The organism is Nonomuraea roseola, from assembly GCF_039535395.1.
Lineage (GTDB): Bacteria > Actinomycetota > Actinomycetes > Streptosporangiales > Streptosporangiaceae > Nonomuraea > Nonomuraea roseola.
This window is the reverse complement of record NZ_BAAAXC010000015.1, coordinates 3,807,537-3,829,651: the sequence shown is the minus strand read 5'-3', so window position 1 is coordinate 3,829,651 and position 22,115 is coordinate 3,807,537. Positions and strand designations below refer to the sequence as shown.

At 63.5% G+C, this 22,115-nt stretch carries 32 protein-coding genes and 1 pseudogene; 1 reads left to right on the top strand and 32 read right to left on the bottom strand.

Annotation, left to right across the window (positions count from 1 at the left end):
- Positions 1 to 573 precede the first annotated feature (573 nt).
- The 31 genes from ABFX55_RS41580 to ABFX55_RS41435 all read right to left on the bottom strand — a co-directional run bounded on the left by ABFX55_RS41580 (position 574) and on the right by ABFX55_RS41435 (position 17,689).
- Positions 574 to 1,086: a hypothetical protein gene (locus ABFX55_RS41580; RefSeq protein WP_346128943.1), complete on the bottom strand. Its 513-nt coding sequence runs from the start codon at positions 1,084 to 1,086 to the stop codon at positions 574 to 576.
- Positions 1,087 to 1,213: 127 nt separating this feature from the next.
- A complete protein-coding gene (locus ABFX55_RS41575) occupies positions 1,214 to 1,633 on the bottom strand; it encodes a hypothetical protein (RefSeq protein ID WP_346128941.1) in 420 nt (139 codons plus the stop codon).
- 123 nt (positions 1,634 to 1,756) lie between these two features.
- The gene (locus ABFX55_RS41570; protein ID WP_346128939.1) at positions 1,757 to 2,230 is read right to left on the bottom strand and encodes a DUF6011 domain-containing protein; all 474 of its coding nucleotides are present in this window, start codon (positions 2,228 to 2,230) and stop codon (positions 1,757 to 1,759) included.
- Between the two features lie 124 nt (positions 2,231 to 2,354).
- Positions 2,355 to 2,999 carry a hypothetical protein gene (locus tag ABFX55_RS41565; protein WP_346128938.1) on the bottom strand — a complete coding sequence of 215 codons (645 nt, stop codon included), beginning with the start codon at positions 2,997 to 2,999 and terminating at the stop codon, positions 2,355 to 2,357.
- Positions 3,000 to 3,132: 133 nt separating this feature from the next.
- Positions 3,133 to 3,897 carry a DUF2637 domain-containing protein gene (locus tag ABFX55_RS41560; protein WP_346128936.1) on the bottom strand — a complete coding sequence of 255 codons (765 nt, stop codon included), beginning with the start codon at positions 3,895 to 3,897 and terminating at the stop codon, positions 3,133 to 3,135.
- Between the two features lie 139 nt (positions 3,898 to 4,036).
- Positions 4,037 to 4,423, bottom strand: a complete 387-nt coding sequence (locus ABFX55_RS41555; protein ID WP_346128934.1) for a hypothetical protein — start codon at positions 4,421 to 4,423, stop codon at positions 4,037 to 4,039.
- 103 nt (positions 4,424 to 4,526) lie between these two features.
- Positions 4,527 to 5,210, bottom strand: coding sequence for a hypothetical protein (locus ABFX55_RS41550; RefSeq protein ID WP_346128932.1), 684 nt, complete (start codon positions 5,208 to 5,210; stop codon positions 4,527 to 4,529).
- A 298-nt stretch (positions 5,211 to 5,508) separates the two neighbouring features.
- Entirely contained in the window at positions 5,509 to 5,772 is a 264-nt protein-coding gene (locus ABFX55_RS41545) for a hypothetical protein (RefSeq protein ID WP_346128930.1), read from the bottom strand.
- Between the two features lie 407 nt (positions 5,773 to 6,179).
- Positions 6,180 to 6,365, bottom strand: coding sequence for a hypothetical protein (locus ABFX55_RS41540; protein ID WP_346128928.1), 186 nt, complete (start codon positions 6,363 to 6,365; stop codon positions 6,180 to 6,182).
- 17 nt (positions 6,366 to 6,382) lie between these two features.
- On the bottom strand, positions 6,383 to 6,637 hold the full coding sequence (locus tag ABFX55_RS41535; RefSeq protein ID WP_346128926.1) for a hypothetical protein: 255 nt from the start codon (positions 6,635 to 6,637) through the stop codon (positions 6,383 to 6,385).
- A gap of 119 nt (positions 6,638 to 6,756) precedes the next feature.
- Positions 6,757 to 6,933: a hypothetical protein gene (locus ABFX55_RS41530; protein ID WP_346128924.1), complete on the bottom strand. Its 177-nt coding sequence runs from the start codon at positions 6,931 to 6,933 to the stop codon at positions 6,757 to 6,759.
- Entirely contained in the window at positions 6,930 to 7,130 is a 201-nt protein-coding gene (locus tag ABFX55_RS41525; RefSeq protein WP_346128922.1) for a hypothetical protein, read from the bottom strand. Before ABFX55_RS41525 ends, ABFX55_RS41530 begins: the two co-directional genes overlap by 4 nt.
- 362 nt (positions 7,131 to 7,492) lie before the next feature.
- Complete coding sequence (locus tag ABFX55_RS41520) at positions 7,493 to 7,744, bottom strand: hypothetical protein (protein ID WP_346128920.1); 252 nt, start codon at positions 7,742 to 7,744, stop codon at positions 7,493 to 7,495.
- 100 nt (positions 7,745 to 7,844) lie between these two features.
- The gene (locus ABFX55_RS41515) at positions 7,845 to 8,435 is read right to left on the bottom strand and encodes a hypothetical protein (RefSeq protein ID WP_346128919.1); all 591 of its coding nucleotides are present in this window, start codon (positions 8,433 to 8,435) and stop codon (positions 7,845 to 7,847) included.
- Positions 8,436 to 8,500: 65 nt separating this feature from the next.
- A complete protein-coding gene (locus tag ABFX55_RS41510) occupies positions 8,501 to 9,226 on the bottom strand; it encodes a metallophosphoesterase (protein ID WP_346131401.1) in 726 nt (241 codons plus the stop codon).
- Positions 9,227 to 9,318: 92 nt separating this feature from the next.
- Entirely contained in the window at positions 9,319 to 9,603 is a 285-nt protein-coding gene (locus tag ABFX55_RS41505) for a hypothetical protein (protein ID WP_346128917.1), read from the bottom strand.
- Entirely contained in the window at positions 9,600 to 9,782 is a 183-nt protein-coding gene (locus ABFX55_RS41500) for a hypothetical protein (RefSeq protein WP_346128915.1), read from the bottom strand. The genes ABFX55_RS41505 and ABFX55_RS41500 overlap by 4 nt, the downstream gene beginning before the upstream one ends.
- A 49-nt stretch (positions 9,783 to 9,831) precedes the next feature.
- On the bottom strand, positions 9,832 to 10,002 hold the full coding sequence (locus ABFX55_RS41495; RefSeq protein WP_346128913.1) for a hypothetical protein: 171 nt from the start codon (positions 10,000 to 10,002) through the stop codon (positions 9,832 to 9,834).
- 111 nt (positions 10,003 to 10,113) lie between these two features.
- Entirely contained in the window at positions 10,114 to 10,443 is a 330-nt protein-coding gene (locus ABFX55_RS41490) for a toprim domain-containing protein (RefSeq protein ID WP_346128911.1), read from the bottom strand.
- Between the two features lie 142 nt (positions 10,444 to 10,585).
- Entirely contained in the window at positions 10,586 to 10,969 is a 384-nt protein-coding gene (locus ABFX55_RS41485; RefSeq protein ID WP_346128910.1) for a CHC2 zinc finger domain-containing protein, read from the bottom strand.
- Between the two features lie 7 nt (positions 10,970 to 10,976).
- Entirely contained in the window at positions 10,977 to 11,324 is a 348-nt protein-coding gene (locus tag ABFX55_RS41480) for a hypothetical protein (RefSeq protein WP_346128909.1), read from the bottom strand.
- Positions 11,324 to 12,100 carry a DUF7275 domain-containing protein gene (locus tag ABFX55_RS41475; RefSeq protein WP_346128907.1) on the bottom strand — a complete coding sequence of 259 codons (777 nt, stop codon included), beginning with the start codon at positions 12,098 to 12,100 and terminating at the stop codon, positions 11,324 to 11,326. The genes ABFX55_RS41480 and ABFX55_RS41475 overlap by 1 nt, the downstream gene beginning before the upstream one ends.
- Before the next feature lie 6 nt (positions 12,101 to 12,106).
- Positions 12,107 to 12,484 carry a hypothetical protein gene (locus ABFX55_RS41470; protein WP_346128905.1) on the bottom strand — a complete coding sequence of 126 codons (378 nt, stop codon included), beginning with the start codon at positions 12,482 to 12,484 and terminating at the stop codon, positions 12,107 to 12,109.
- Positions 12,485 to 12,588: 104 nt separating this feature from the next.
- The gene (locus tag ABFX55_RS41465) at positions 12,589 to 12,954 is read right to left on the bottom strand and encodes a hypothetical protein (protein ID WP_346128903.1); all 366 of its coding nucleotides are present in this window, start codon (positions 12,952 to 12,954) and stop codon (positions 12,589 to 12,591) included.
- Between the two features lie 6 nt (positions 12,955 to 12,960).
- Positions 12,961 to 13,143, bottom strand: coding sequence for a hypothetical protein (locus ABFX55_RS41460; RefSeq protein ID WP_346128901.1), 183 nt, complete (start codon positions 13,141 to 13,143; stop codon positions 12,961 to 12,963).
- Positions 13,144 to 13,410: 267 nt separating this feature from the next.
- Positions 13,411 to 14,190: a DnaB-like helicase C-terminal domain-containing protein gene (locus tag ABFX55_RS41455; RefSeq protein ID WP_346128899.1), complete on the bottom strand. Its 780-nt coding sequence runs from the start codon at positions 14,188 to 14,190 to the stop codon at positions 13,411 to 13,413.
- Positions 14,190 to 14,669, bottom strand: coding sequence for a hypothetical protein (locus ABFX55_RS41450; protein WP_346128898.1), 480 nt, complete (start codon positions 14,667 to 14,669; stop codon positions 14,190 to 14,192). The genes ABFX55_RS41455 and ABFX55_RS41450 overlap by 1 nt, the downstream gene beginning before the upstream one ends.
- A 27-nt stretch (positions 14,670 to 14,696) precedes the next feature.
- Entirely contained in the window at positions 14,697 to 15,539 is an 843-nt protein-coding gene (locus ABFX55_RS41445; RefSeq protein WP_346131399.1) for a RecB family exonuclease, read from the bottom strand.
- Positions 15,540 to 15,606: 67 nt separating this feature from the next.
- Positions 15,607 to 15,885 carry a hypothetical protein gene (locus tag ABFX55_RS41440; protein ID WP_346128897.1) on the bottom strand — a complete coding sequence of 93 codons (279 nt, stop codon included), beginning with the start codon at positions 15,883 to 15,885 and terminating at the stop codon, positions 15,607 to 15,609.
- Between the two features lie 250 nt (positions 15,886 to 16,135).
- Positions 16,136 to 16,606 carry a winged helix-turn-helix domain-containing protein gene (locus ABFX55_RS50080; protein WP_428834782.1) on the bottom strand — a complete coding sequence of 157 codons (471 nt, stop codon included), beginning with the start codon at positions 16,604 to 16,606 and terminating at the stop codon, positions 16,136 to 16,138.
- A gap of 147 nt (positions 16,607 to 16,753) precedes the next feature.
- Positions 16,754 to 17,689, bottom strand: coding sequence for a hypothetical protein (locus ABFX55_RS41435; protein WP_346128895.1), 936 nt, complete (start codon positions 17,687 to 17,689; stop codon positions 16,754 to 16,756).
- 199 nt (positions 17,690 to 17,888) lie between these two features.
- On the opposite strand from ABFX55_RS41435, the pseudogene ABFX55_RS41430 reads away from it, so the two are divergent.
- A pseudogene (locus ABFX55_RS41430) lies at positions 17,889 to 19,914 on the top strand (thioredoxin domain-containing protein).
- Here the strand turns inward: ABFX55_RS41430 and ABFX55_RS41425 are convergent.
- Positions 19,894 to 22,062, bottom strand: a complete 2,169-nt coding sequence (locus ABFX55_RS41425) for a transglycosylase domain-containing protein (RefSeq protein ID WP_346128893.1) — start codon at positions 22,060 to 22,062, stop codon at positions 19,894 to 19,896. The pseudogene ABFX55_RS41430 and the gene ABFX55_RS41425 overlap by 21 nt on opposite strands.
- Positions 22,063 to 22,115 lie beyond the last annotated feature (53 nt).

Below are 22,115 nucleotides of genomic sequence, written 5' to 3'. Positions count from 1 at the left end.
GTTTTGATCACTCTCCGCGCTGGCCGGCAACATGCCGCATCGCGTTGACCTGGGGTTCCTTCAACCGCGGCCAATCAGCCGGCCGCTACGTTGCGTGATCTAGCCCCCCGGCTTGGCTCCCGGCTGCTAGGTTCGGCTCCTCTTCTGATGTACCCGTTTCACCTCGTGAGCCGTGCGTGATGCTGCACGACGGCTACAGGCCCGCCCTCATGCCAGTGAGGGCGGGCTCTCTGCTGTCAGCCCCTTGAATGGTCGGCTTGGACCGATACAGTTCCCCGCCATGAGCCATCCGCAGCATCCCCAGCACGGCCAGCAGCCGCACGGCTACGGCCCTCCACAGCATCCCCACTACCCTCCCCCGGCCTACGCACAGCCCCCGATGCCGTACCAGGCGCGGCAGGCCGTCACAAAGCCCGCGTGGACTATCGGCCAGATTCTTCTAGTGCTCTGCACGTGCGGGTTCGCTCTGCCGTTCGTGTGGTTAGCTCGGCGGCGCAAGACAACGATCACGCGTTACCGGTGAAACACAAAAGCCCCCGCCGTAGCGGGGGCTTTCTGCGTTCTAGCGGAGGATCACCAGCCGGGGCCGTAGTGGCTCGGACCCTCGCAAAGCCATTCGCTCAGCCCGTGAACGCACGTCGGGTAGAGCACTTCCAGGATGCGCCCGTACTCTGCACGGATCGGGGCCTGGTCGATCTGGTGGAAGGCGCAGTAGGAGCCCTTCCGCTCCATGAAGTTGAGGGCCTGGTCCTCCGTGGCGAACCCCACGAGGAAGCTACGGCGAAGCTCGCAGACATGAACGTCAAGCCAAATGCGGGCTTCCGGCTCCCCCGCGATCCTCGCGAATACCGGGTCATTGACGACGGTTCCCGCGATCTCCCATGCAACGCTCTCCGCGTCGCGGAAGTCGTGCGGCAGCTCGGCGCCGAGAGCGCGATACATCGCCTCCGTGAGACGCCCGATACGGACTGGGACGAAGCTCTTACCCGCCTGGTAGAACTCTTCCCAAGCGTCATTGAGAAGCGGCGCGATCTCCATAACCTTGGCGTAGTCGGCGTGCGGGTAATTGCCCCATTCGATGCTCACTGTTGGTTCCCTTTCGTGTTTCCCTGCTGACACGGGAAACACTACAGGCCGTGTACACGCTTTGCAAGTTAGTTGTCCTCGGCAAAAGGAAAGCCCCCGCCGTAGCGGGGGCTTCTCTGCGTTGGGGTTACGCCTTCAACTCCTGTCGGTAGTCCACCCAGAAGGAGAACGGGGCGCGGCGCTCGCCCTTCGACTTGAACAGTGCCACAAGCGCCTCACATGCTTCAGGGCGAGTGTTCGCGGTAATGCCGTACTTCTGGACGGCCCACGCGGTGAACTCGCGGTCTTCGGCCTCGTGGCGCTCCCTGCGCTTGCGCTCCCCTTCGCGGCGGGCTTCCGCCTGCACGGCCTTGATGTCCGCCTTGACCTTCCCCTGAGTCCAACCGGCAGCCTTAGCGGCGCAGTCAACACCGAAGTACTCGGCGTCAAGGTCGTTTCCTTCAGCGTCGAGGGCAATCATGATGACCGTCATCTTGAGTTCGACGCGCCCGCAAAGGTCGCACGTGGTGACGTCATCAGTGGTTCCGTGAACCCGGTAAGCCTTCATGGTTTCTCCCTGGACTGCGCTTCCTGCTGACCCCCTGAAGGTAGCAAAGCGTGTACACGCTTTGCAAGTTGGTTGTCAGACAGAGAGAAAGCCCCGCCGTAGCGGGGGCTCCCTTGTCGAGGGCTAGAACTTGTCGGCGCAGACGGGGCCGATACCCGCGTCAATGCTGTCTTGCTTCGTCAGCTCGCGACGACAGACGCAGCACGAGCCGGTTTCCCGGCCGAACGCCTTAGCTTCGTCGAGCGTCAGAAGGTTTTCCGGCTTCAGGCGACCGGCAATGCCGGGCGCGTAGTCGGAAGTGACCTTTCCCGATTCGGTCTGGTAGATCTCGACGGCGTAGAGCCGTCCGCCCTTCGACTCCCGGACCTCATAGAACTTGCCGTCGAGCTTGTAGAAACCGGGCTCGACAGTGGCCCTGATCGGCTTCGCGGCGGCGGGAACGTCCATCGCCTTAAGCCACGTAATGAGATCGCTGGCGAGCGCCTTAGTCAGGTCATCAAAGCTGGCCTCGATCACCTCCGCGTCAAGGCCGCGCTCGGCGGCGAGCTTCCGAATGAACACCTTCTGAGGCTCGGTAACCGCGTTCTTAACCGGCATCGCTGTCTCCCTTGGCCGTGCTTTCCTGCTGACGAGGGAAACGTTAGCCCGTGTACACGCACTTTGCAAGTTGGTTGCTGTAGGCAAAGAGAAAGCCCCCGCCGTTCTGACGGGGGCTTGTCTATCAGGCGTCGAGGAACAACCAGCGAAGGAACGCCTTCCTGTCGTCGATCGCGCCCCTCCCATAAAGCTCGTCCGCCATTTGGAAACCGATGTTCATGATGACGCTGTGCTCTGTGCTGCCCTTGCCGTGAACGGCTTCCGCGAACTCGGCGCGGGGACGAAGGACGTTCCGAAAGGCCGTCAGCGTCACGTCTTCGGTGGTGAAGGTGGCGGGCGCGGGCGCCTCGACGGCAGGGGCCGCGTCACGCCACTGGACGGCGGCAGGCGCCTCGACGGGCGCGGCCTCGACCACGGCGACCGGGGCGACCGGCCTAGCGGGCTTCCCGCTCGTGGCGGTCTTGCGGAAGACAACCTTCGTGATCGCTGCCTTGCGGGCGCCGTACTGGTGGGCCGTCATGGTCGAGTCTTCGGCGAAGTACTCGTCATCAAGAGCCTCAATCGCAACCAGGTAGTAGGCCGCGAGGGTTCCGCCCGTGGTCGGGGTTTCGCCCTTGCGAACGTCGAGCACGAACCCCCGAAACTCGTCGTCGATGTCGTCGATTTCCAGGAGCCGCGTAAGGCCACGGGCCTTGAGGGCGTTAACGGCTTCCTGAAGGGTCCAACCGCCCGTGCTGTTCGGAATCGTCATGCTGAGGCTGGTTTCCATTGTGTTCCCTTCCTTGTTCCTGCTGACGAGAGAAACCATACAGACCGTGTACACGCTTTGCAAGTTGGTTGCTGTAGGCAAAGAGAAAGCCCCCGCTGTAGTGCGGGGGCTGTAGTTGCTTCTAAGGCCGTTTCTATGCGGTGGCGAGGGTCATGCCCGGAAGGGTCTCTTCGACCGCGTCAGCGGCGACCTGAGGGGCGTTCTTAGCCATCTCCTGCCGCGCCTTCCGAAGAACCTCGCGCCTGGTGCGGGCAACCATGTTCGGAAGGATGTCCGCGAGGTGCTTACCAGTGACCTTGCCGGGGTTCTCGACCGTGGCGAGGAACGCGATAGCAGCCTCCACGTGCTCGGCTCGAACCCGGATGGTTCCGGTCTCGGCGGGCGCGGGCTTCTCTTCCGGGTTCTCTTCCACGATAGGCGCCGGAACCTCTTCGGCGACGACTTCCGCGACCAGCTCGGCAACCTCTTCCGCCACCAGCTCGACGGCGCCAGTCCTCCCCGCCGTGTCGGCGGCTGCACGCCGCACCAGGCCCATAAGAAGCTCAAACGCGATCGTGAGCGTTCCTGCCGGGATGGCGGCGCCGATGGCTCCGATAGCGCCGTCTTCGATGCCGTAAAGGACGTTCGCCGAGAGGGTCAGGAAGATGCCAATCCCAAGCGCCCACTTCGCGAGCGCCCCCGAGGCAACGCCCCTTCTAGCCGCGTCTAGCAGCATCATGGACGCGACGATGATTAGGCCGTCGATCGTGAGCGGGATCAGGTAGGCAACCCATCCGGTCTCGCCGTACGAGGTGACGACGGCATGGATGTGGCTGTAGGAGACGACGGCGGCGACGGCCGCCAGGACGGCGACGACGGCAACCGTTACGCCCCTGATCCACTTGTCTGCCTTGCTCATGGTGTTCCCCTTCGTTTCCTGCGTTTCCTGCTGACGGGGGAAACCATAATGCGTGTACACACGGTTTGCAAGTTGGTCGTTTTTTCGGGCATAAAAATACCCCCGCCCTTGTACGGGGCAGGGGTATGGTCGGCGGCGTTTACGAGATGCCGTGAGCCGCCTTGTAAGCGTCGATGACTACCGCGCGTAGCTTGCCGGTTTCAGACACTACATAGATCGTTTCGCCCGCCTTATCGTTTTCCTCGCGCGCCCACGCGCGGATCACATCGCCTGACGGCAGCTCGCTGGCTGCGGCGGCGGGCTTGGAGCGACGGCGACCAGGCGTAACGGGGCGCTGCCCCTCCGCTTGCGTGATGGGGGCTGCCACTGCCTCGAACTCGACAAGCACCTTGCGAACGGGCGCCCCGTGGCGGTCGCACACAAGGGCTTCCTTGCCGTTGATCTTTATCGTGTCTGTTGCCTCAACTTCTTTATCTTCTGACGCGCAATAGTCACAGTAATCCACTGTGAACGTCTTTCTAGGCATGGCCCCTACCTCTTAACCCGTCGCTCGCGGTTGGAGCGAATCGTATAGCAAAAACGCGCTAACGATCCCCCAATACGGGCAGGACCGTTAGCGCGATCACGGCTTACTGGAGTTGCATCTCACTCCCGCAAGGGCAGAACGGCAATCCGATCTCAACCCACTTACGGGACGTCCGAACCTGGTAGCCCTCGCAGTCACAGCCATCCGCAACGCACTTCAAGAGAACGTGCCGGTTGGTCTGCGCCTTGGGGCCGCTCGACGCCGGAGGGATACGCCTCGCGGGCGGCAGCTCCTCGCTGGGAGCGTCGCCGCCCTTCGGCGTGGCGGGCGTCTGGGTGTAGGCGCGCGGCGTGAGAACGCCGTGAGGGTACTCCCCCAGGTCTTGCGCCATCTTCTTAAGCTCTAGCGCCAGGTCCTCACCGGCAACGGTGGCAGTCATCGGACCGACCAGGCCGAGCGCCTTAGCGGCGTCAGCGAACGGCCCCTGATGACCGTTCCGGCAGTCGTCGGCAGCGTGGCACAGCTCGTGCATCAGGACATCGAGCACGCGCGCCGTGTCGCCAATCTCGGGACTGATGTAGATGTGGTTGGCTCCGTCGTTCGAGACGAAGGAAGCGAAACACACGCCGAGAATGGTTCCGTTCTCCGTTCCGCGTCCGTCCGAACCGTAGCCAACGCTGACGTGAACCTTCTTCGGAAGGGGGAAACCAATCTCTTTGAAGCGAGGGCGAAACGTCTCCATCGCCTTGATAAGCCAAGCTTCCCGAGTCTTCGTAAGGTCCTTCATGTCCGCTCCCTGTTTCCGTTTCCTGCTGACGAAGGAAACGTTAGCGGAACGTGTACACGCTTTGCAAGTTGGTTGATGAGCGGACATGAAAAAGCCCCCGCCGTAGCGGGGGCAAGGTGCTGGCCCTACCTGCTGGCCAACCTGTCGTACATGGCGGCGCACGCCGGACACATCGGGACAGGGTTAGCCATCGTTGGAATCTCCCTTTGGGTGACGGCCTCGACGCCCCGGATGGTGTGTGCTGCCGAGTATTCACAGACCTTGTTCACTTGGCGCCCTTCCTTGGCTTCCTGCCGCCCTAGCTCGCGTACATGTTCATGAACGTGATGCCCTGAAGGATCGCCCAACGCCGGTAGTGGTCAGGGTCTTCATGGGTGTCGGCTACGTCGAAGTTATCGACCAGGAACTTGCACGCGTCCTTCCAGCGCTCGGTACGTCCGAGGTGGATTCCGCGCTCTGCCACGAAGTCACGGACTTCCTTCAGCTTGCCCTCTAGGTACAGGTCTGAGAGGTCTGTGCATGCCGTGCGGCGACCTTCTAGGTTCTTTTCGTAGGTCATCATCGCTCGTGCCCTTCGCTCGTTCCTGCTGACCGTGTACACGCTACAGGACAACCAACTTGCAAAGCAACCGGTTCGCCAGCAACCAACTGTCAATAGGGCTGCGGGCCTGTGACCTGGGGGAACGTCGGTCCGCGGAAGGGCCGGCGGCTGTGGCACACACATTCTGACCTGCGGGGACGCTTACTGACACGGGAAAGCAGAAAGCCCCTGGGCGAATGAATGGACCAGGGGCTTTCCGTGTTGCGGTTGTCAGCAGGAACACCCCAAGGGAGCACCTTCCGCAACGTCTAAAGGCTATCAGAGCAGGCAGGACGTGTAAGCCCTGCCTGCTCATGGCTAGATGCGGTGATCGGGGGCGACTAGCACGGCGTTCACCGTGCGCCGTGTGCAGCCTTCCCGTGAAGATGTCAGGGCGTGTACACGACTTGTACGGGGCTGTAGGAGCGCGTCAGCGCCTCCCAGTCCCACCCGACTACAGATTCGCCCGCCATCCTCCACAGCCCGTCATACGATCGCTGCCACGCGTCGCCGTCACAGTCCACCACGACGGCGCGGGCGCTCGGCTCCTCCGGAAGGGTCTCTTGCTTGCACATGGGGCACTTCTCCATGGTCACTCCCCTTCCGGCCGGTAGATCATGCCCACCAGGCCGTCATCGTGAATCAGTCCAGCGAGGGTCACAGCCCTTCCACCGTGAAGGGTGGGGATGTGCTCGCCTGCCATGCGGCAGTTCAGCGGGCTAGCCCCGATCGCACGGAAGGAAGTCCATTCAGTCATGCCATCGGAATAGGTGGTGCGCTCGACGCGGACCGTTCCATCCTTGGCGACATAGAGGGTTTCTTCCGTCACGACTTCAACAACGATCACTCTGTGACTTCCTTGTCTTGGATCATCGGGGGGAAGCGCCGAGGTGTTGGACCGTCTTGCGGAACGGTCGGACTGGCCAGCATAGAACACGTGTTCTATCGCTGCTAGGGGGGAGTCGATCATGCTTCGACCGGCTTCCACACGGAGCGCGTCACTTCGCGCGCCACGAGGGCCAGGCCGTAGCGGCGACAGTAGGCCGCTATGGCTTCCTCGCTGTCATTGACGGCGAGGATGATGCCGCCAGGGTTGGCGGCGCCGTACTCCGTGAACTGCTCGTAGGCCGTGAACGCGCTCACACGCCCGCCTCGTCGGCGATCTCCGTAAGCTCGTCGATCAGCCGCCGCAGCGCGGCAAGCCTCATGACTTCCTGGTTGGTGTTAACCCACCTGCCGCCGTCCTGGCGGCTGGTGAAGCGGACCACGACCACATGCGTTCCGTCCTTGTGGCGGTCCGCCCTGGCGGTTACTTCGTCCGATGGCATACCGATGTGCATGTTTAGGCCACACGCCTTTCTGGGGAGAAGGGCAAGCAGGAGCGGCAGGCCGTAGCCCGCCGCTCAACCAACTTGCAATTACAGGCTAGCAGAAACCCCCGACAGGACACAGCCTTAACCCTGGCGGGGCAAGCGCTGTCGAGCACTCTTCGCCGATGCTGTCGGCCGCGTGTTAGCCCCGGTCAGGGTCACCCGTGGCGTCCTCCTGGTCGCGCCCTTCAGCCGAGGCAGGGCGGCGCCCGCCTAGTGAACGACTAGGCAGGCAAGGCCGTACAGCGCCAGGAAGCCAACGCCCATAACCATGGTGAGAATCAGGCATCCAGCAAGCGCGTGCGGGTCGTCATCATGAGGGTATCGACCAGTCATTTGGTTCCCTTCACGTACTCGTGTGTGACGTCTTCCCAAACGGTCCTAGCGCGGTAAACCTTGATACGCATTACTTCCCAGGGGTTAGAGCGCCGATAGGCGACAGCCCTTCGAACGCTGGCAACGTCGTCATAGACGTTGCGATGGTTGACCGCGTTCGGGAAGACACGAAACGTCTCGTCCGGCAGATCGTGATCCATTACATGCGCCTTCCCTTCTTTTCCCAAAAGGTGTTCCACTTCTCCCACACGTAAAAGACTGGGGGCATGACGAAGAACGCGATTCCAATCGGTACCGCAGCCATAACTATGACGCCGACAGCGACCCCAAGCCCCGCAAGCAACTGACTCATTTGCCGTCCCTGTCGTCGTGCGTCGTCGCCAAAGCGCGAGCGTTCGATACCGCCTTACGCGCGCCAGGCCCGTCGTGGTCGCCAGGCGGTCGGTTCACGGTTCGGTTGAGGATCTGCGTTAGCCGTTCCAGCGCCCTTGAGTGCTTCATGTGCTCGCCCCTGGCGACCGGCCGCCAGCCGCGCGCCTGCGCCTCCTCGCGCTGCGCGGCGCTGTACGTCTCGCCTTCCGCACGGCGCACAAGGACGTCTCTCCAGTCGGGCCGCAGCTCGTCTAGCGCCGCACGTAGGTCCCACAGGGACACGACGACGTTCCCCGCGTCAGGGGCGGCTACATAGCCGTCCTTCGTGGGAGCGTCCCATTCCGCCCCTAGCGTCTCGACAGCGATCGACAGGAGCGCGCGAGCCTCGTCGGGCGTGTAGATGTATCGGGCGGTTCGGGTGACGTAGTCGGCGCGCTCTCGTGCGCAGTAGGCGACAGCCTCGCGGGAGAGCGACACGTACAGTTCGCCGTCCGACATTCCGTTGTAGACGTCAGCCCGTGTACACGCCTTAACAAGAATCTCTTGCGTGATGTCGTCGGCGTCCATGTGCGGCCAGTCGCGAGCGACCTTCCGCCCGACTGATTCCGCCGTCCGCATGACTAGCTCTGTGATCAACTCCAAACCTTCCCGTCCGCGATGAACGAACCGTTGTCGTCCATCGGAATCAATTCCGGCCTAACCCGCTTGCCGTCCACGTGGAGCATTCCGAAACCCGACTGCCAGTTCGCTGTGACGTGTCCGAGGTATTGCGCCTTGCGCATGTCCATCACGTTGCCAACTTCCATTCCCCAGCGAACGGAATGCTTGGCGGTTGTGCCCTTCGTCTGTGGCATGAGCCCTAGCCGGTGAACGTGACCGATCGCGACGGACTTCTCTAGCTTGTCCACGAGCTTCACTGCAGACATGCCGGGCTGTGTGACGGTACGAATTCCGGTTGCGTGACCGTGCATCGCGACCCAGCCGGGGGCGATGTCGAGGCTTCCCCGGATGATGTTGATTCCGTGGGAGTCGAAGTCAAGTAGCGTCTCGACGTTGAAGGCGTTCGATTCCGCTAGCGCGGGCGCGTGCTTGGTGAGGTATCGACGTGGGTTCGCGTCGTGATTCCCCTCGATGAAGTCTGTCGGTCCGTCGTAGCCGCGCCGTAGGTCGCCGAGGATGCGCTTACCTAGCTCGCTTTCCTTGAACACGTTGTTTTCGAATTCCGCGCGGGTGTCCTTGTTCCAGCGCGACGGCCCCGCGTAGTCCATGAAATCGCCGATGATGACAAGGCCGTCAGGCTTGGTCGCATGGATGTAGCCGTGTAGGGCCTTCACCTGTCGGGGGTTGTGGTACGGAATCTGCGCGTCCGGGTAGATCAGGATTCGCTTAATGGTGTCTCCTTGGGGGGAATGCCGGGGGCGCCCGAAGGCGCCCGCACCGGCGTAGGGGTCTAGTACTTCGGGAAGTGGTTGTTCGGGTCGGCGAGGTCGGGGCTGCTCCGCATCTCACTCATCGCGGTCATGGAGATCATCAGGAGAATCAGCACGACCATGCCGTCTAGCGCCGCGTCGTCCGCCTCGTCCCACTTATCGACGGCAAGACTCACGAGGGAATCAACCTCGGGGGGCAGGTCCTTCAGATCGACCACGCCGATAGCGTCGGCAATGATCGCGTTCCGAATGAACCTGGCGAGCGTCGCCGAGCTGCCGCCGAGCTTGTCGAAAGTGTCACTCACAGGTCGAAGCCCTTCTTGAGTTCACGCTGTATGCGCTTGATGCGGATGCGAGCCATGACGCCGTACACAATGAGGTCTTCAGCCTCTTCGCTCGCCCATTCGAGGAGTTCGCGAATGGTCATGCTTTCGAATCGCTGCGTATCGCCCTCGTCGTACTGCTCTTTACCGACCCCGACCACGCGCGCCTTTGCGGCTCTGATTGCGTCTTCTACGGCTTCTGCTAGCTGGTCAGAGGTAATGCCTACTGCCCTCCCCATTCGTTGCTCTCACGTGGCCTAGAGCGGTGTTCCATCCGGCCTTGAATGCTTCGGTCCAGAATTCCTCTTGCGTGTACACGCGGTTGACGTCGGTGGCGCGTAGCCAAGCCTCATAGTCCTTGCGGATGTCCTCGTCACTCATCCCCGCTCCTCCACCAAACGCGCCTCATATCCGGCGTCGTGACCAGCGCTGTAACCGGCCTTGAATCCGACGCACCATTCGCAATTGTCGTCGCGACAGGTCGAGTCTCCGTCAGACATGCTGCATTCCAACCTTCCTAAGCAGGGCTTCCGGCCCTTCCGCCTTAACGAGGCTGTTCACGTCGTGGCCTTCCGGCATAAGGATGATGCGGACGTTTCCGCAGTCGCGCGCGATGCGCTCGCCTAGCTCTTGCCCCTGGCCCTTATCGTCGGCATCCGCTAGGTGGTAGACGACGTCATATTGCTTGAGCGCTAGCGCCCATTCCGGGCGCCACGAGGACACGCCAGGGAATCCGATAGCGGGCAAGCCGCACTGTGTTGCAATCCACGTGTCAGGTTCGCCCTCAACCGTGAACATCACGTTGTGGTCCTCTTCCAACACGCGTGTGTTGTACGGCCTGGGAATGTCGCCAGGGACGGACAGGAACTTTGGTCCGTCGCCGTCGCCTACTCGGCGGAATCGAATCTGTAGCGTCATTGCGTCCGGGGAAAGGTACGGGATCGCTATGCGTCCGACGTACTTCTCATGACCCGGCATTGAACTTGCGACGTAGCCCAATCGAAAGGATCGAATGCTGTCCGGCGTTAGCCCCCGCTGCGTCAAATACTCTTCTGCGGGGCTTCCTCGCATTGCCCTTTGATAGTGCCTTGTGCTCTGCGCCAAGAATTCCAGTGAGGATTTCGACGGCACCAACAAAATCGCAGCCCTCCTTCCATTGGACGATTGAGAACGTGTCGCCGTGCGCTTCGCAGGCGTGGCATTTGAACGCGCCGCGCTCGGTTGATACCGACGCGGACGCGCTACGGTCGTCATGGAATGGGCATTTCATGGGCGCCCACTTGTACCCTTCGGGCACGTATTCGGCGCCGTAGTGCATGAGCACTTCGGCTATGGCCTGCTCAGCCACAGCGCAATCATTCGTAGACAGTGACTGTCTTAGTGGTCGGCCAGACTGAACGAATCTCGCCGTCCCAGGTCGTGCCACCATAGGAGGAGTAATAGCCGGTCTTCTTGAAGTACCGAGTCACATCGCCCTGAGTCACCTTGATAACAACGTGCGTGTGCTCGCCCTCACCCTCGCCGCCGCCTTCCGTCTGAACGGTGGCCACGTTCCCGAGGCCCTCAACCTCAGTGCCGCTCTCGTTGTTCTCGTCTCGCCAGAACCACCACGAGCCGTCATAGAACTGGGCGCCCCGGTGGCCGAGAACGGCCTCTTCCACCTCGCGGGGCGAAGCGTCGGCAAGGTTAATGTTGTACGTCATTACTTTCCCTCCAGAGGAATCAGCCGATCGGCGCGGCTTAGGTGCCGCGCCACATAGTTCATATCGGGACGGTAGAACACGTCATAGTTGGCCACTATGAAGCGGGCCGACCAGCCTTTTGTCAGTGATGTAATGGTGCGTCGAAGCGCCCAGGCGTAGGCCCATCGCGGCGAGCATGTGTAGTCGCTCGGGATGACCTGCCGTTCAAGCGCGGTCGCATAGATTTCTTCACGAAAGAGCCGTACCTGATCGTCGTATGACAGCGCGCGAACCTTGGACATATCGACCTGCACGGTAGCGCCGTCTTTCAGGACGCTTTCGTATAGCGGCCTTTCGCCATAGGCCACGCTGTCATGAATGCTGTCGTGGTCGTAGATGCGCCTGACGGCGTCGTTGAAGAAGTCGGCAGCCTCTAGGGTTAGGTTGACCTGTTTGACCCCGTGGCGACGTTCCCAAACCCGATACAGCATGTCGTGAAGTTCGGGGATGATGCGCGCTCCGCGTTTCTTCAGAAAGAGCAGATCGCCCATGTGTTTGTGCCATGACCCGTTGCGCAGGTCCCAATAGGCATGTGACGCCTTAATGGTGATTAGCTCGTCTGGGGTTGCGTAGGCAGTCCCCCGCCTCTCCGCGAGCCACGGTGTAAAGTCGTCATCCCAGAAGACATCGGCGCCGGTTGCGTCGGTGGCGCTGAAGACGTCTAGGTCTTTTGGCTCTATGGCCGTGTCGCCATACCAGTGTGCGAGGGCTGTAGAGCCGACTACCAGCATGTTCATTTGGCCCTAGCCCTTACGGGCTTCGACATATGCGAGCGCTTCGCCCCACGTCGCGCCGTTGTCCTGCCGAATCTGCAGGAGATGCGCGAACTCTAGCGCCACGTCGGAAATGCCCTCGACTACCCTGCCGATCACACAAAAGGCGTTGTCGGCCTCGTGCTTCTGGAGCGTTTCGAGCGGAACGCCCAGACGGTTAAGGGCAACGCCAACCAGGCAGCCGGGAGCAAGCTTTTCCTCGTTCTCTGCGTCCGTGTGGACGTAATAGCACTGGCCCGTTCCGTCCGCCATGTGCTCGGGGGCCCCGTAGACGTAATCGGGCTTCTCGGCGACGACCGCCTTAAGAGTGTCGATCATCTCGGCGTCGGTCACCTTGGGGAGGGTCATGAGGGGGTCTCCTGTCTCTAGGTTGGTTACTCTCCGCGCTGGCCGGCAACATGCCGCGTCGCGTTGACCTGCGGTTCCTTCAACCGCGACCGAAGGGCCGGCCGCTACTCAGCGTGTAGGCGAGCCTCGATCTCGTCGAGGTGTTCCGCGATCGTTGGCAGCATCGCGCGCCATTCCTCAAGGGTGTGGAACACATACGCCTGGCCTACCGGCTTGCGTGGCGCCTTGACGATTACGGCGCCGAGTGAGGCGCCGAGGCGTTCCTTAATCGCCTTGATCTGCTTGGCGTACTCGGAAAGCGTGATCTTCTTTTCCGCCTTGCATTCGTGGGGGATCGGGAAAGGCGACTTGAGATCGCCTGCCCCGAAATCCACGCTACCGATGCGGTCGAAACCGGGGATGGTTTCCGCTAGGTAGTCGGCGGATAGCCGCTCGAAAGCGGTTCCCTTCTGCTTACTGGGGTTACTCACTCGTCACTACGCAGCCTCAACCACAATCGGGCGCACGGCGGACGCAATGACGCGCTCCTGGTCCACGTTGACCTGATCGCCGTCAGCGTCCACGAAAGCAATCATGTTCGCGTTAAGGATGGTGAGCGTTCCAGGAGTGACGGCCTCCCACCCCATCCCCTCGATATTCAGGGAGATAACGTCACTCATGCTGTATTCTCGGTTGATCTTAAACAACGGCGGTTGCCTTCCTCTTTCGGTAGTCCGCGATGTAGCACCGGCCACACAAGCCGTTGCCCTTATGAACCCCGTTACAGCCGGGGGTATCGCAACCGCGCCATTCCTTCACCTTGCCGTACGAGCGCGTAGGGAAGCATCGGCCGTACTTCTCCATGTGCTCGCGGTGGGTCGTGCAGTAGCCGTCCCATTTCCGCGTGTTCATGCAATCGCCGTACCCGCAAAGCTTCATGACGCCTCTTAGTCTGTGATTAGCATTCGCGCCAGGTCGCTATTCAGCGTGACCCTGTACTGGTTTCCAACGTCGGGGCGTCCGTGTCGGTTCTTCCCGATCACGACCCCGAGCTTTCCGACGTCCGGCCGGAACAGATTCAAGACAAGCGCCGGTTTCTTGCTGATCTTGCCCTTGAGGGCAGACAGGGGCGGCGGCTGTGTGCCGTCGTCGTATTCGCCTGTCAGGTGATGCAACGCGCAAACGTGGGCGGTTGTCTGTCTAGCTAGGTCGGCTAGATACGACATGACGTTCTCTAGGCCGATGTGCCCGCCATCCTCGACGTCTGGCGAGACGTCGCCGACGTTATCGACGACAATCAACTCCGGATAGTTGCCGTAAACGTACGCCCAGCTTTTGACGTTCGCTTCGATCAGGTCGAGGGACGGTGAAGAGTCGAAGTTCCAGCGGAGTTTCCTTAGCCCCGCAAGCTTGCTATCGAGATAGCGCGTATCGCCTGACTCGACCATCGCGGCTATCTCGTGCATCTCCCTGCCGGACAGCATCGCTGCCGCGCGCTCGTATTGAATGGCAGCGTCACTGTCTGCGGAGAAATAGAGCGTGGAGACCTTTGCCTCGACTGCGAGCCGAAGCGCGATAGCGCTCTTGCCAACGCCAGGCCCCGCCGCGATAAGCGACAGCTCACCGCGACGGAACCCGACGCCTTCCCGCGCCAGACGGCGGAACGGGTTGGGCAGCTCGGCGCCCGCGTCTCCAGCTTTCGCCCTAGCGCGCTGGAGCGTGAACACTAGGCAGTGACGCTCTTGCAGCGGTTCGGGTCGTTACGGTCCGCCGTGCAGGCCCAAAACGCCTTGTACGGCTTACCCGTGGCCTTGCTCGTGCCAGCCGCCACGTACTTCATGGGGCCGTGATCGCAATACGGCTCCTCCTCGCCGGGAGGGGCCTCATCCGGCCAAGGTGCGTCTTGGCCCTCAGGGGCGCGCTGCGGTCGCTGCGTCTGGCGGGGTGCGGCCTGGCGGGGCTGAGCTGCTGGCCTAGCGGCCTGGCCCTGCGCAACCGGCTCAACGCCTAGGGCGTCCTTCAGCAGGCCGTACACGCGGACCGTCTTGACGGCCTCGCCGAGGGCAAGCCCGAAATCCTCGTCGATCTCGCGAAGCTCCGCGAGGAAGTCCGGCGCACTCTGGGCGCGCACGTGAAACAGGCCGGTCTTGCGGCCCTGGCTGTCGGTCAGCTCAAGGTCGAGCGCATAGGGGTAGTCCTCTGCCATGTGATCCCTCCTCAACCAACTTGCAATCTAAGGGCGAAAAAAAGACCGGTCACTGCCCATGACTGAGCAGTACCGGCGTACGCCACACGTCTTACAGGATTCGCCTGGATTCGAAAGGTAGCGCCCTTCCTTCTCCGAGGCGTCCATGTCCCGGAACCACCGGGAGACCTCTCGCCTGTCGAAGCGCGTCAGGTCATACGGTTGTGTCGGTGCGTTGTTCTTTGCCATGTAGTAGTCACCCCAACTAGGGGCGTCCCCTAGCAGCTCCTCAACGGCCAGCCGGTACACGGCTAGCTGGATAGGGCTTGACGGTAGGCGACTACCTGTCTTGATGTCTCGCACCCGCAGGCGCCCGCGAGAGTCCACGAGGATCAGGTCTATAGACCCGATGACGCGAACGCCCTCAAGGTCCAGCTCGAAGGGCACTTCGGCGCCGGGCTCTCCCGGTAGGTACTCAACGGGGAGTAGCTGAGTGTTCGTTAGGGAGTACTCGATGTATCCGGCGACCTGGTCCGCCCCACGCTCTAGCCGGTTGGCTAGGTCGGTTGCGGGTTTGGTTCGGCCTGGGGCCTGCCACCTGGATACGTCGGGCTCTCGCTCGCGAAACGCCTCGATCTCTCGCACCCACGCTTCGTAGTACCACTCTTGGGCCTGTTCGGTGCTGTGTGCTCTGTAGGTGCGTTCCCAGCGCTCTACGGCCTCGTGTACTGCGGTGCCCTGCGCGAACCACGCTGCGGGCGTTTGGGGCGCTTTCGCGACCCTTTCGAGGCGGTAAGCCTCACCGCAGGCGGCGAAGCTCGTTAGCTGGGATACGGACCGGTGTTTGGCCGTAGTTGCCTCCTTAGATGAGGCGTGTTCATCTCTATGCAGTTCTCAAGGACCGGCCTGCCGGGAGCCTTCCCCTTCGGGGCGCGCCCCCGGCTGGACATGTCCCAGCTTAGACGGCAACCAACTTGCAATGCGAGCCTGTAACCCCGGATGCGCATTTGCAGGCGCCACAGCCCACCTGGGCAGGAATCCAAAACGAGCTGTACGTGTACACGCGCCCGTCGTCCTCGGTGTCGGTGTAGGAGCCGATCAGGTGGGCGTTCCGGGGAACCTCGTTGACGGTTTCCGCCAGCACTTCCGGCCCTGCCGGGTGCGGAATCCTAAGCTCTACCTCGACCCCGTCCCGGTAGACGATCTCTACCCGCCTCACACCCCGTGCCAGGTCCACGCGTGCCACCTCCACGATCTCAAACGCGTTTGCAGGTCCCATCCCCATAGCGCCTAACTCTTCGTGATCCCTCGTTTGAGATCACACCATAAGGGGTTTGAGTGACCAGGCGAAACCTGGGCAGTCAAGGTTTCAACTAGGTAACGGCGGTAACCCTTCGTGAGGGTTCGAGCGTCCAGGGCGCCCGCCCTGATACTCCCCGGACATGCGAAAGGCCAGAGCCTAAGCCCTGGCCTTAAACGCTCCCCAACTAGTTGCCCTTGTACCCATCCATTGCCGCTTGAAGAACCCGCCCGATGTGCGTTTCGCGCGGGTCGGCGCTCGCCGCTGCAACGGTGTAAAACCCGCCATCAAGGGAGAACTCCGAAGGGGGCGCGTCCACTTCGTAAGCGACATCCAAACCCTTTGCGACTAGATCCTGTGCCCATCTAATGGCGCCTGCGCGCTTGTAAGCGTCTACATCAAGACCTTGAGAAAGCCGGGATAGGTCGCGTAGACGCTGTGCGGGCATGCACAGCTTGTGTCGTGGGGCCAGAGTCCAGGGCAGCGCAGCCTTATGGCTTGGCTGTCGTCGCCCAAAACCCGCGTTCCTGGCGTGATGCGCTACAGAGCTATAGGAAATGCCGAGTTCGCTTGCAATGTCGGCGTAATTAACTCCCTGCCTAAGTAGGTCAAGCATCCGGGCGCGCTTGTCGTTATCAATGTAGGTGTACGTTCGCACGGGTTTAAGCCTCTCTCGTTTCGACGTGAACCCCCGCAGTAGCGGGGGATTGTTACCGATCACCCAACATGATCGCTGCTGATCGCTGGCACGTCTACTAACTTGCAAGAGATGCTACCCCTACTTGCAAAGTCGATGCATATCGGGCTAGCTAGCCATCCGCCATCCCATCCGGCGACGAAGGTCAGCGGCGATGCTGTGGTGAGCGGAATCGTCGGCCTGGTCGAGGTTTTCGACACTCGCGGCGGCACGGCAGGGAGCGCACAGGCCATCACCACGGAACGGCTTGTCACAGCCGGGGCAGTCAACCAGCGGCGGCAGAGCGGCGACCGTGGGCGCGTCGAGGCGGATGGGCATCTTGTCGGTGAGCCTGTGAGCGATCAGCTTCGCCGCGCTGCGGATCTCGGAAGGAAGGCCAGCGGTGACAGCGGCGATGATCTCGCGGTCACTAGCGCCCCTGTCGCGCCAGTCAGCCATGAGGGCGAGGATCGGACCCGCCTCGCGCAGACCGACCCTCAGGCGCGGCTCTGCCTGCCCCACGCGGACCAGGAGCGGCATGCACGCCGCCCGCTTGTCTTCCAGGGACTCGCTACCCTCCCCCTCCCTTGTCGTTGCCTCTACGGCGATCACAGCCGCCCTAGCGGGCGTCTCCTCGACGACGGGAAGGGGGTTGGTTTCTTTTGCAGGAGTTTCTTTTACGGGGTTCACGGCCGAGAAACCGGCGTGCGGCTCACCGACTGGCGGATGACCCACTGGCGGAATGTCGGCGGTCGGTACGACCTGCGAAAACGTCTGGGGAAGGTCGTAGACGGCACTCCAGCCGCGAACACGCCCCTTGTCGTCCTGGCGGTCTTCCTTGATGTAGTAGCCAGCCGCGCGCAGCTCGGCGACGGCAGCGCGGACGATCGCCTTACCCTCCTTGCGCGACTTCTCAAGCTTGGCAACCGTCATGTCATTGGCGTCAGGGAGCGACAGGAGGTAGGCCAAGATGCCGAGTGCGGCGAACGACAGGTCGTGACGCTGCAACATCGCGTTGGGAAGCACCGTGAAGTGGGTGACGTGCTCGGTACGATAGACGCGCATGCGGGGTTAGCCCTCCGGGTGTGGGAGAGCCCCGGTAGGCCGTCCAAAGCGCCGGGGCTCTCTGCTGTGGTACGTCGAGCAACCTACTTGCAATCTGCGAGGGTTTGCAAGTTGGTCGAAGGGCTGTCACTGCGACCACGTGTACACGCATGACTCACACGTCTTGCTCCCGTACGTGTAGACGCGAGACAGTGGAGTCATGAACCGTCTGGTAGGCGAGACGTCTCCCTACCTCCTCCAACACGCCAGCAATCCTGTGGATTGGTGGCCATGGGGAGAGGGGGCGATGCAAGAAGCTGCCAGGCGTGACGTGCCCCTGTTGATCTCAGTTGGGTATTCGTCATGCCATTGGTTACACGCTTCTTGACATTCACTGGTGTCATGTCATGGCGCACGAGAGCTTCGAGGACGACGAGACCGCGCGGCTCATGAACGCGCGCTTCGTCAACGTGAAGGTGGACCGCGAGGAGCGGCCCGACGTCGACGCCGTCTACATGAGCGCCACGCAGGCCATGACCCAGCACGGCGGCTGGCCGATGACGGTCTTCGCCACCCCCGAGGGCCACCCCTTCTACTGCGGCACCTACTTCCCCAGGCCGCAGTTCCAGCGGCTGCTCGTCGGCGTGCACAACGCCTGGACGGGCGACAGGGAGCAGGTGCTCGAACAGGGGTCGAAGGTCGTCGAGGCGCTCAACAGCGGCACGGCCCTGCCCGGCGGCGCGCTGCCGACCGAGGAGACGCTCGAACTGGCCGTCGCGAACCTGGAGAGCTCCTTCGACCCGGCGCGCGGCGGCTTCGGCGGCGCGCCGAAGTTCCCCCCGTCGATGGTGCTGGAGTTCCTGCTGAGAAGCGGCGAGCGCGCCATGTCGGACAGGACGCTCGAAGCGATGGCGAGGGGCGGGATCTACGACCAGCTCGGCGGCGGCTTCGCGCGCTACAGCGTCGACGCGGAGTGGGTCGTGCCGCACTTCGAGAAGATGCTCTACGACAACGCGCTGCTGCTGAGGGTCTACACGCACTGGTGGAAGGCCACGGGAGCGCCGCTGGCTCGCCGGGTGGCGCTGGAGACGGCCGACTGGCTGCTGCGCGAGATGCGCACCCCCGAGGGCGGGTTCGCCTCTGCGCTCGACGCCGACAGCGAGGGCGAGGAGGGCAGGTTCTACGTCTGGACCCCCGCGCAACTGCACGAGGCGCTGGGCGAGGACGCGCAGTGGGCCGTCGAGCTGTTCGAGGTGAAGGGCACCTTCGAGCACGGCGCCTCGGTGCTGCAGCTGCTGGAGGACCCCGACGACACCGGCAGGTACGAGCGGGTGCGGGCCAGGCTGATGGCCGCCAGGGACCTGCGCGTACGGCCTGGCCGCGACGACAAGGTGGTCGCCTCGTGGAACGGCCTGGTCATCGCCGCCCTCGCCGAGACGGGAACGGTCTTCGAACGTCCCGACCTGGTCGAGGCGGCGAGCGCGGCCGCGGCTCTCCTGGCAGGCACGCACGTCACGGACGGCAGGCTGCTCAGGACCTCCCGTGACGGGCGGCCTGGGCACAACGCCGGGGTGCTCGAGGACTACGCGAACCTGGCGGAGGGCCTGATCACGCTCTACGGCGTGACAGGCGAGACGCGCTGGTTCGAGCTGGCAGGCCGGCTGCTCGACGTGGTGCTCGACCGCTTCGCCGACGGCCGCGGCGGCTTCTTCGACACCGCGGACGACGCCGAGCGGCTCTTCCAGCGTCCGCAGGACCCCGCGGACAACGCCACGCCGTCGGGCCAGTTCGCCGCGGCGGGAGCGCTGCTGTCCTACGCCGCGCTCACCGGCTCCTCGCGACACAGGCAGGCGGCTGAGGCGGCGCTGGGCACGGTCTCGGTGCTGGCCACAGGGCACGCCAGGTTCGCGGGATGGGGGCTCGCGGTGGCGCGCGCGGCGCTGACGGGGCCCGTCGAGGTGGCCGTCGTCGGGCCTCCCGACGACCCTCGCACCGCCCAGCTGCACAGGGCGGCGCTCCTGGCGGACGTCCCCGGCCTGGTCGTGGCCCTCGGGCCCGAAGGCGCGTGGGGAACGGCGGACACGCGGGGAGCCCAGGACGGCTCCGGAGGGATCGTGCCGCTGCTGGAAGGGCGCGGACTCGTCGACGGCGCTCCCGCCGCCTACGTCTGCAGGGGCTTCACCTGCCGTCTACCGGTGACCACGCCCGCCGACCTGCGCGCGGAGCTAGCGGTCGCCGGGAGTTGAGGCGTCTTCCAGCTCGCCAGGCCCCGTCGTGGGGTTCGGATCGGGGCTGTCGGGTCGGGCGGGCCGGTTCGACTGCTGGTCGGACTGCTGGTCGTCGGTGTTGGCATCGCCCCTGTCGGTCTCCTCGGGAATGACAGGGGTGTCAGGGGTCTCAGGCGTCGAGGAGTCGGGCGGCGAGGCAGGCGGCGAGGTGACCTGCTGGTCGTCGCCGCCGTCGCCGTTCCATCGCTCGTTCCAGTCGCCGTTGTCGCGCTGGTCGTAGCCGTCGCCGACGTCGTCACCCTCGCCGCGGTAGTCCCAGGAGTCCGCGCCGTACTCGGAGGGCTCGAGGAACTGCTCGACCGGCTTGCCGGCCATGGCCTCCGTCATGAACGCCTTCCAGATCCGCGCGGGGAACTGGCCGCCGAACTGCACGCCGTACCCGGGGATCTCGACGGTCTTGTTGTCGTCGCGGAACATGTTGACCGCGGTGGCCAGCTGCGGGGTGAAACCGTTGAACCAGACGGCGCCCGAGCTGTCGGTGGTGCCGGTCTTGCCCGCGACGGGCCTGTCGTAGAGGCGGGCGCCGGTGCCGGTGCCGTACTTGACGACCTGCTCCATGGCGTAGATCGCGTCGGCGGCGGCCTGCTTGCCGACCACGGTCGTCGACTTGGGCTTGACGACGGACCTCTTGCCGTAGGAGTCGGTCACCGACTTGATGACGTGGGTCTCCATGTGGACCCCGCCGTTGGCGAGGCTGGCGAAGCCCGAGGCGTTCTGCACGGCGCTGACCGAGGCCACGCCCAGCGGGAAGGAGGCGGCCGCCTTGTGCGGTTCGAGCTGGCCGGCGGGGATGCCGGCCGCCTCGGCGACCTTGGCCACCTTGTCCAGGCCGACCTTCTGGCCGAGGTCGACGAAGGCGGTGTTGACGGAGTTCTGCGTGGCGCTCACCAGGTTGATGTGACCGTAGGAGCGTCCGCTGTCGTTGGGGATGGGCTGGGAGGCGCCCGGCACGGTGATGGGCGAGTTACCGTCGACCGTGGTGGACAGGCTGAGGCCGTTCTCGAGCGCGGCGGCCAGCGTGTACGGCTTGAACGTCGAGCCCGCCTGCACCTTGGCGGAGAAGGCGTTGTCCCACGACTGGTCCTTGGGCCCCCCGTAGAAGGCGACGACCTCGCCCGTCGCGGGGTCGACGGCGGCCAGGCCGGTGCGGACCTTCTTGGACGTGCCGGACGGCACGACGGCCTTCACCGCGCGCTCGGCCGCCGCCATGAGGTTCTTGTCGAAGGTCGTGACGATCTTCAGGCCGCCGCCGTTGATGTCCTCGTCGGTGTAGCCGCGGGCGTGGAGCTCCTCGCGGACCCTGTCGACCATGACCTGGGCCTGGCCCTTCAGGCTGAAGGCGGCCTTGGGCGCGGCCAGCTTGGGGAGGACCTGGGCCGCCGCCTGCTCGGGGGTGATCGCCTTGGTCTGCGCCATGGCGTCGACGATCGCCTTCCACCTGGTCCTGGCCGCGTCGAGGTCGGCGCCCTGGGGGTCGGCGAACCTGCTGGGCTGCTGGATGACCGCGGCCAGGTAGGCGCCCTCCGACACCGACAGCTTGGCGACGTCCTTGCCGAAGTAGGCCTGGGCCGCGGCCTGGACGCCGTTGGCGCCCCTGCCGAAGTAGATGGTGTTGAGGTACTGCTCCAGCACCCAGTCCTTCGACTTGGACTGGTCGACCTTGATGGAGATCAGGATCTCCTTGAACTTCCTGGTGATCGAGCGTTCCTGGCTGAGGCCGCTGTAGTAGTTGCGGACCATCTGCTGAGTGATGGTGGAGCCGCCCTGCAGCTGCTTTCCCGTGACGGTGGACCAGACGGCGCGGGCCGTTCCCTTGAAGGACACGCCGCTGTCGGTGTAGAAGGACCGGTTCTCGGCGGCGATCACCGCGTCGCGCACGTGCTCGGGGACCTGCTCCAGCTTGACGTTCCTGCGGTTGACGCCCTGCTTGGCCAGCACGCTCTTGCCGTCGCGGTAGTAGATCACAGAGCCCTGGGCGGTGGCGTCCTTCTGGGTGCTGTCGGGGATGGGGGTCATCGCCCACGCCACCCCGAACAGGCCGATCATCGCGACGAGGCCGACCCCGAACGCGATGCCCACGTAGCGAAGGATCCGTCGCTTCCGCATGCCCTTGTCCCCACCGATCCGCACAAGCGCCCCCGATCGCAAGCTCAGCAAAC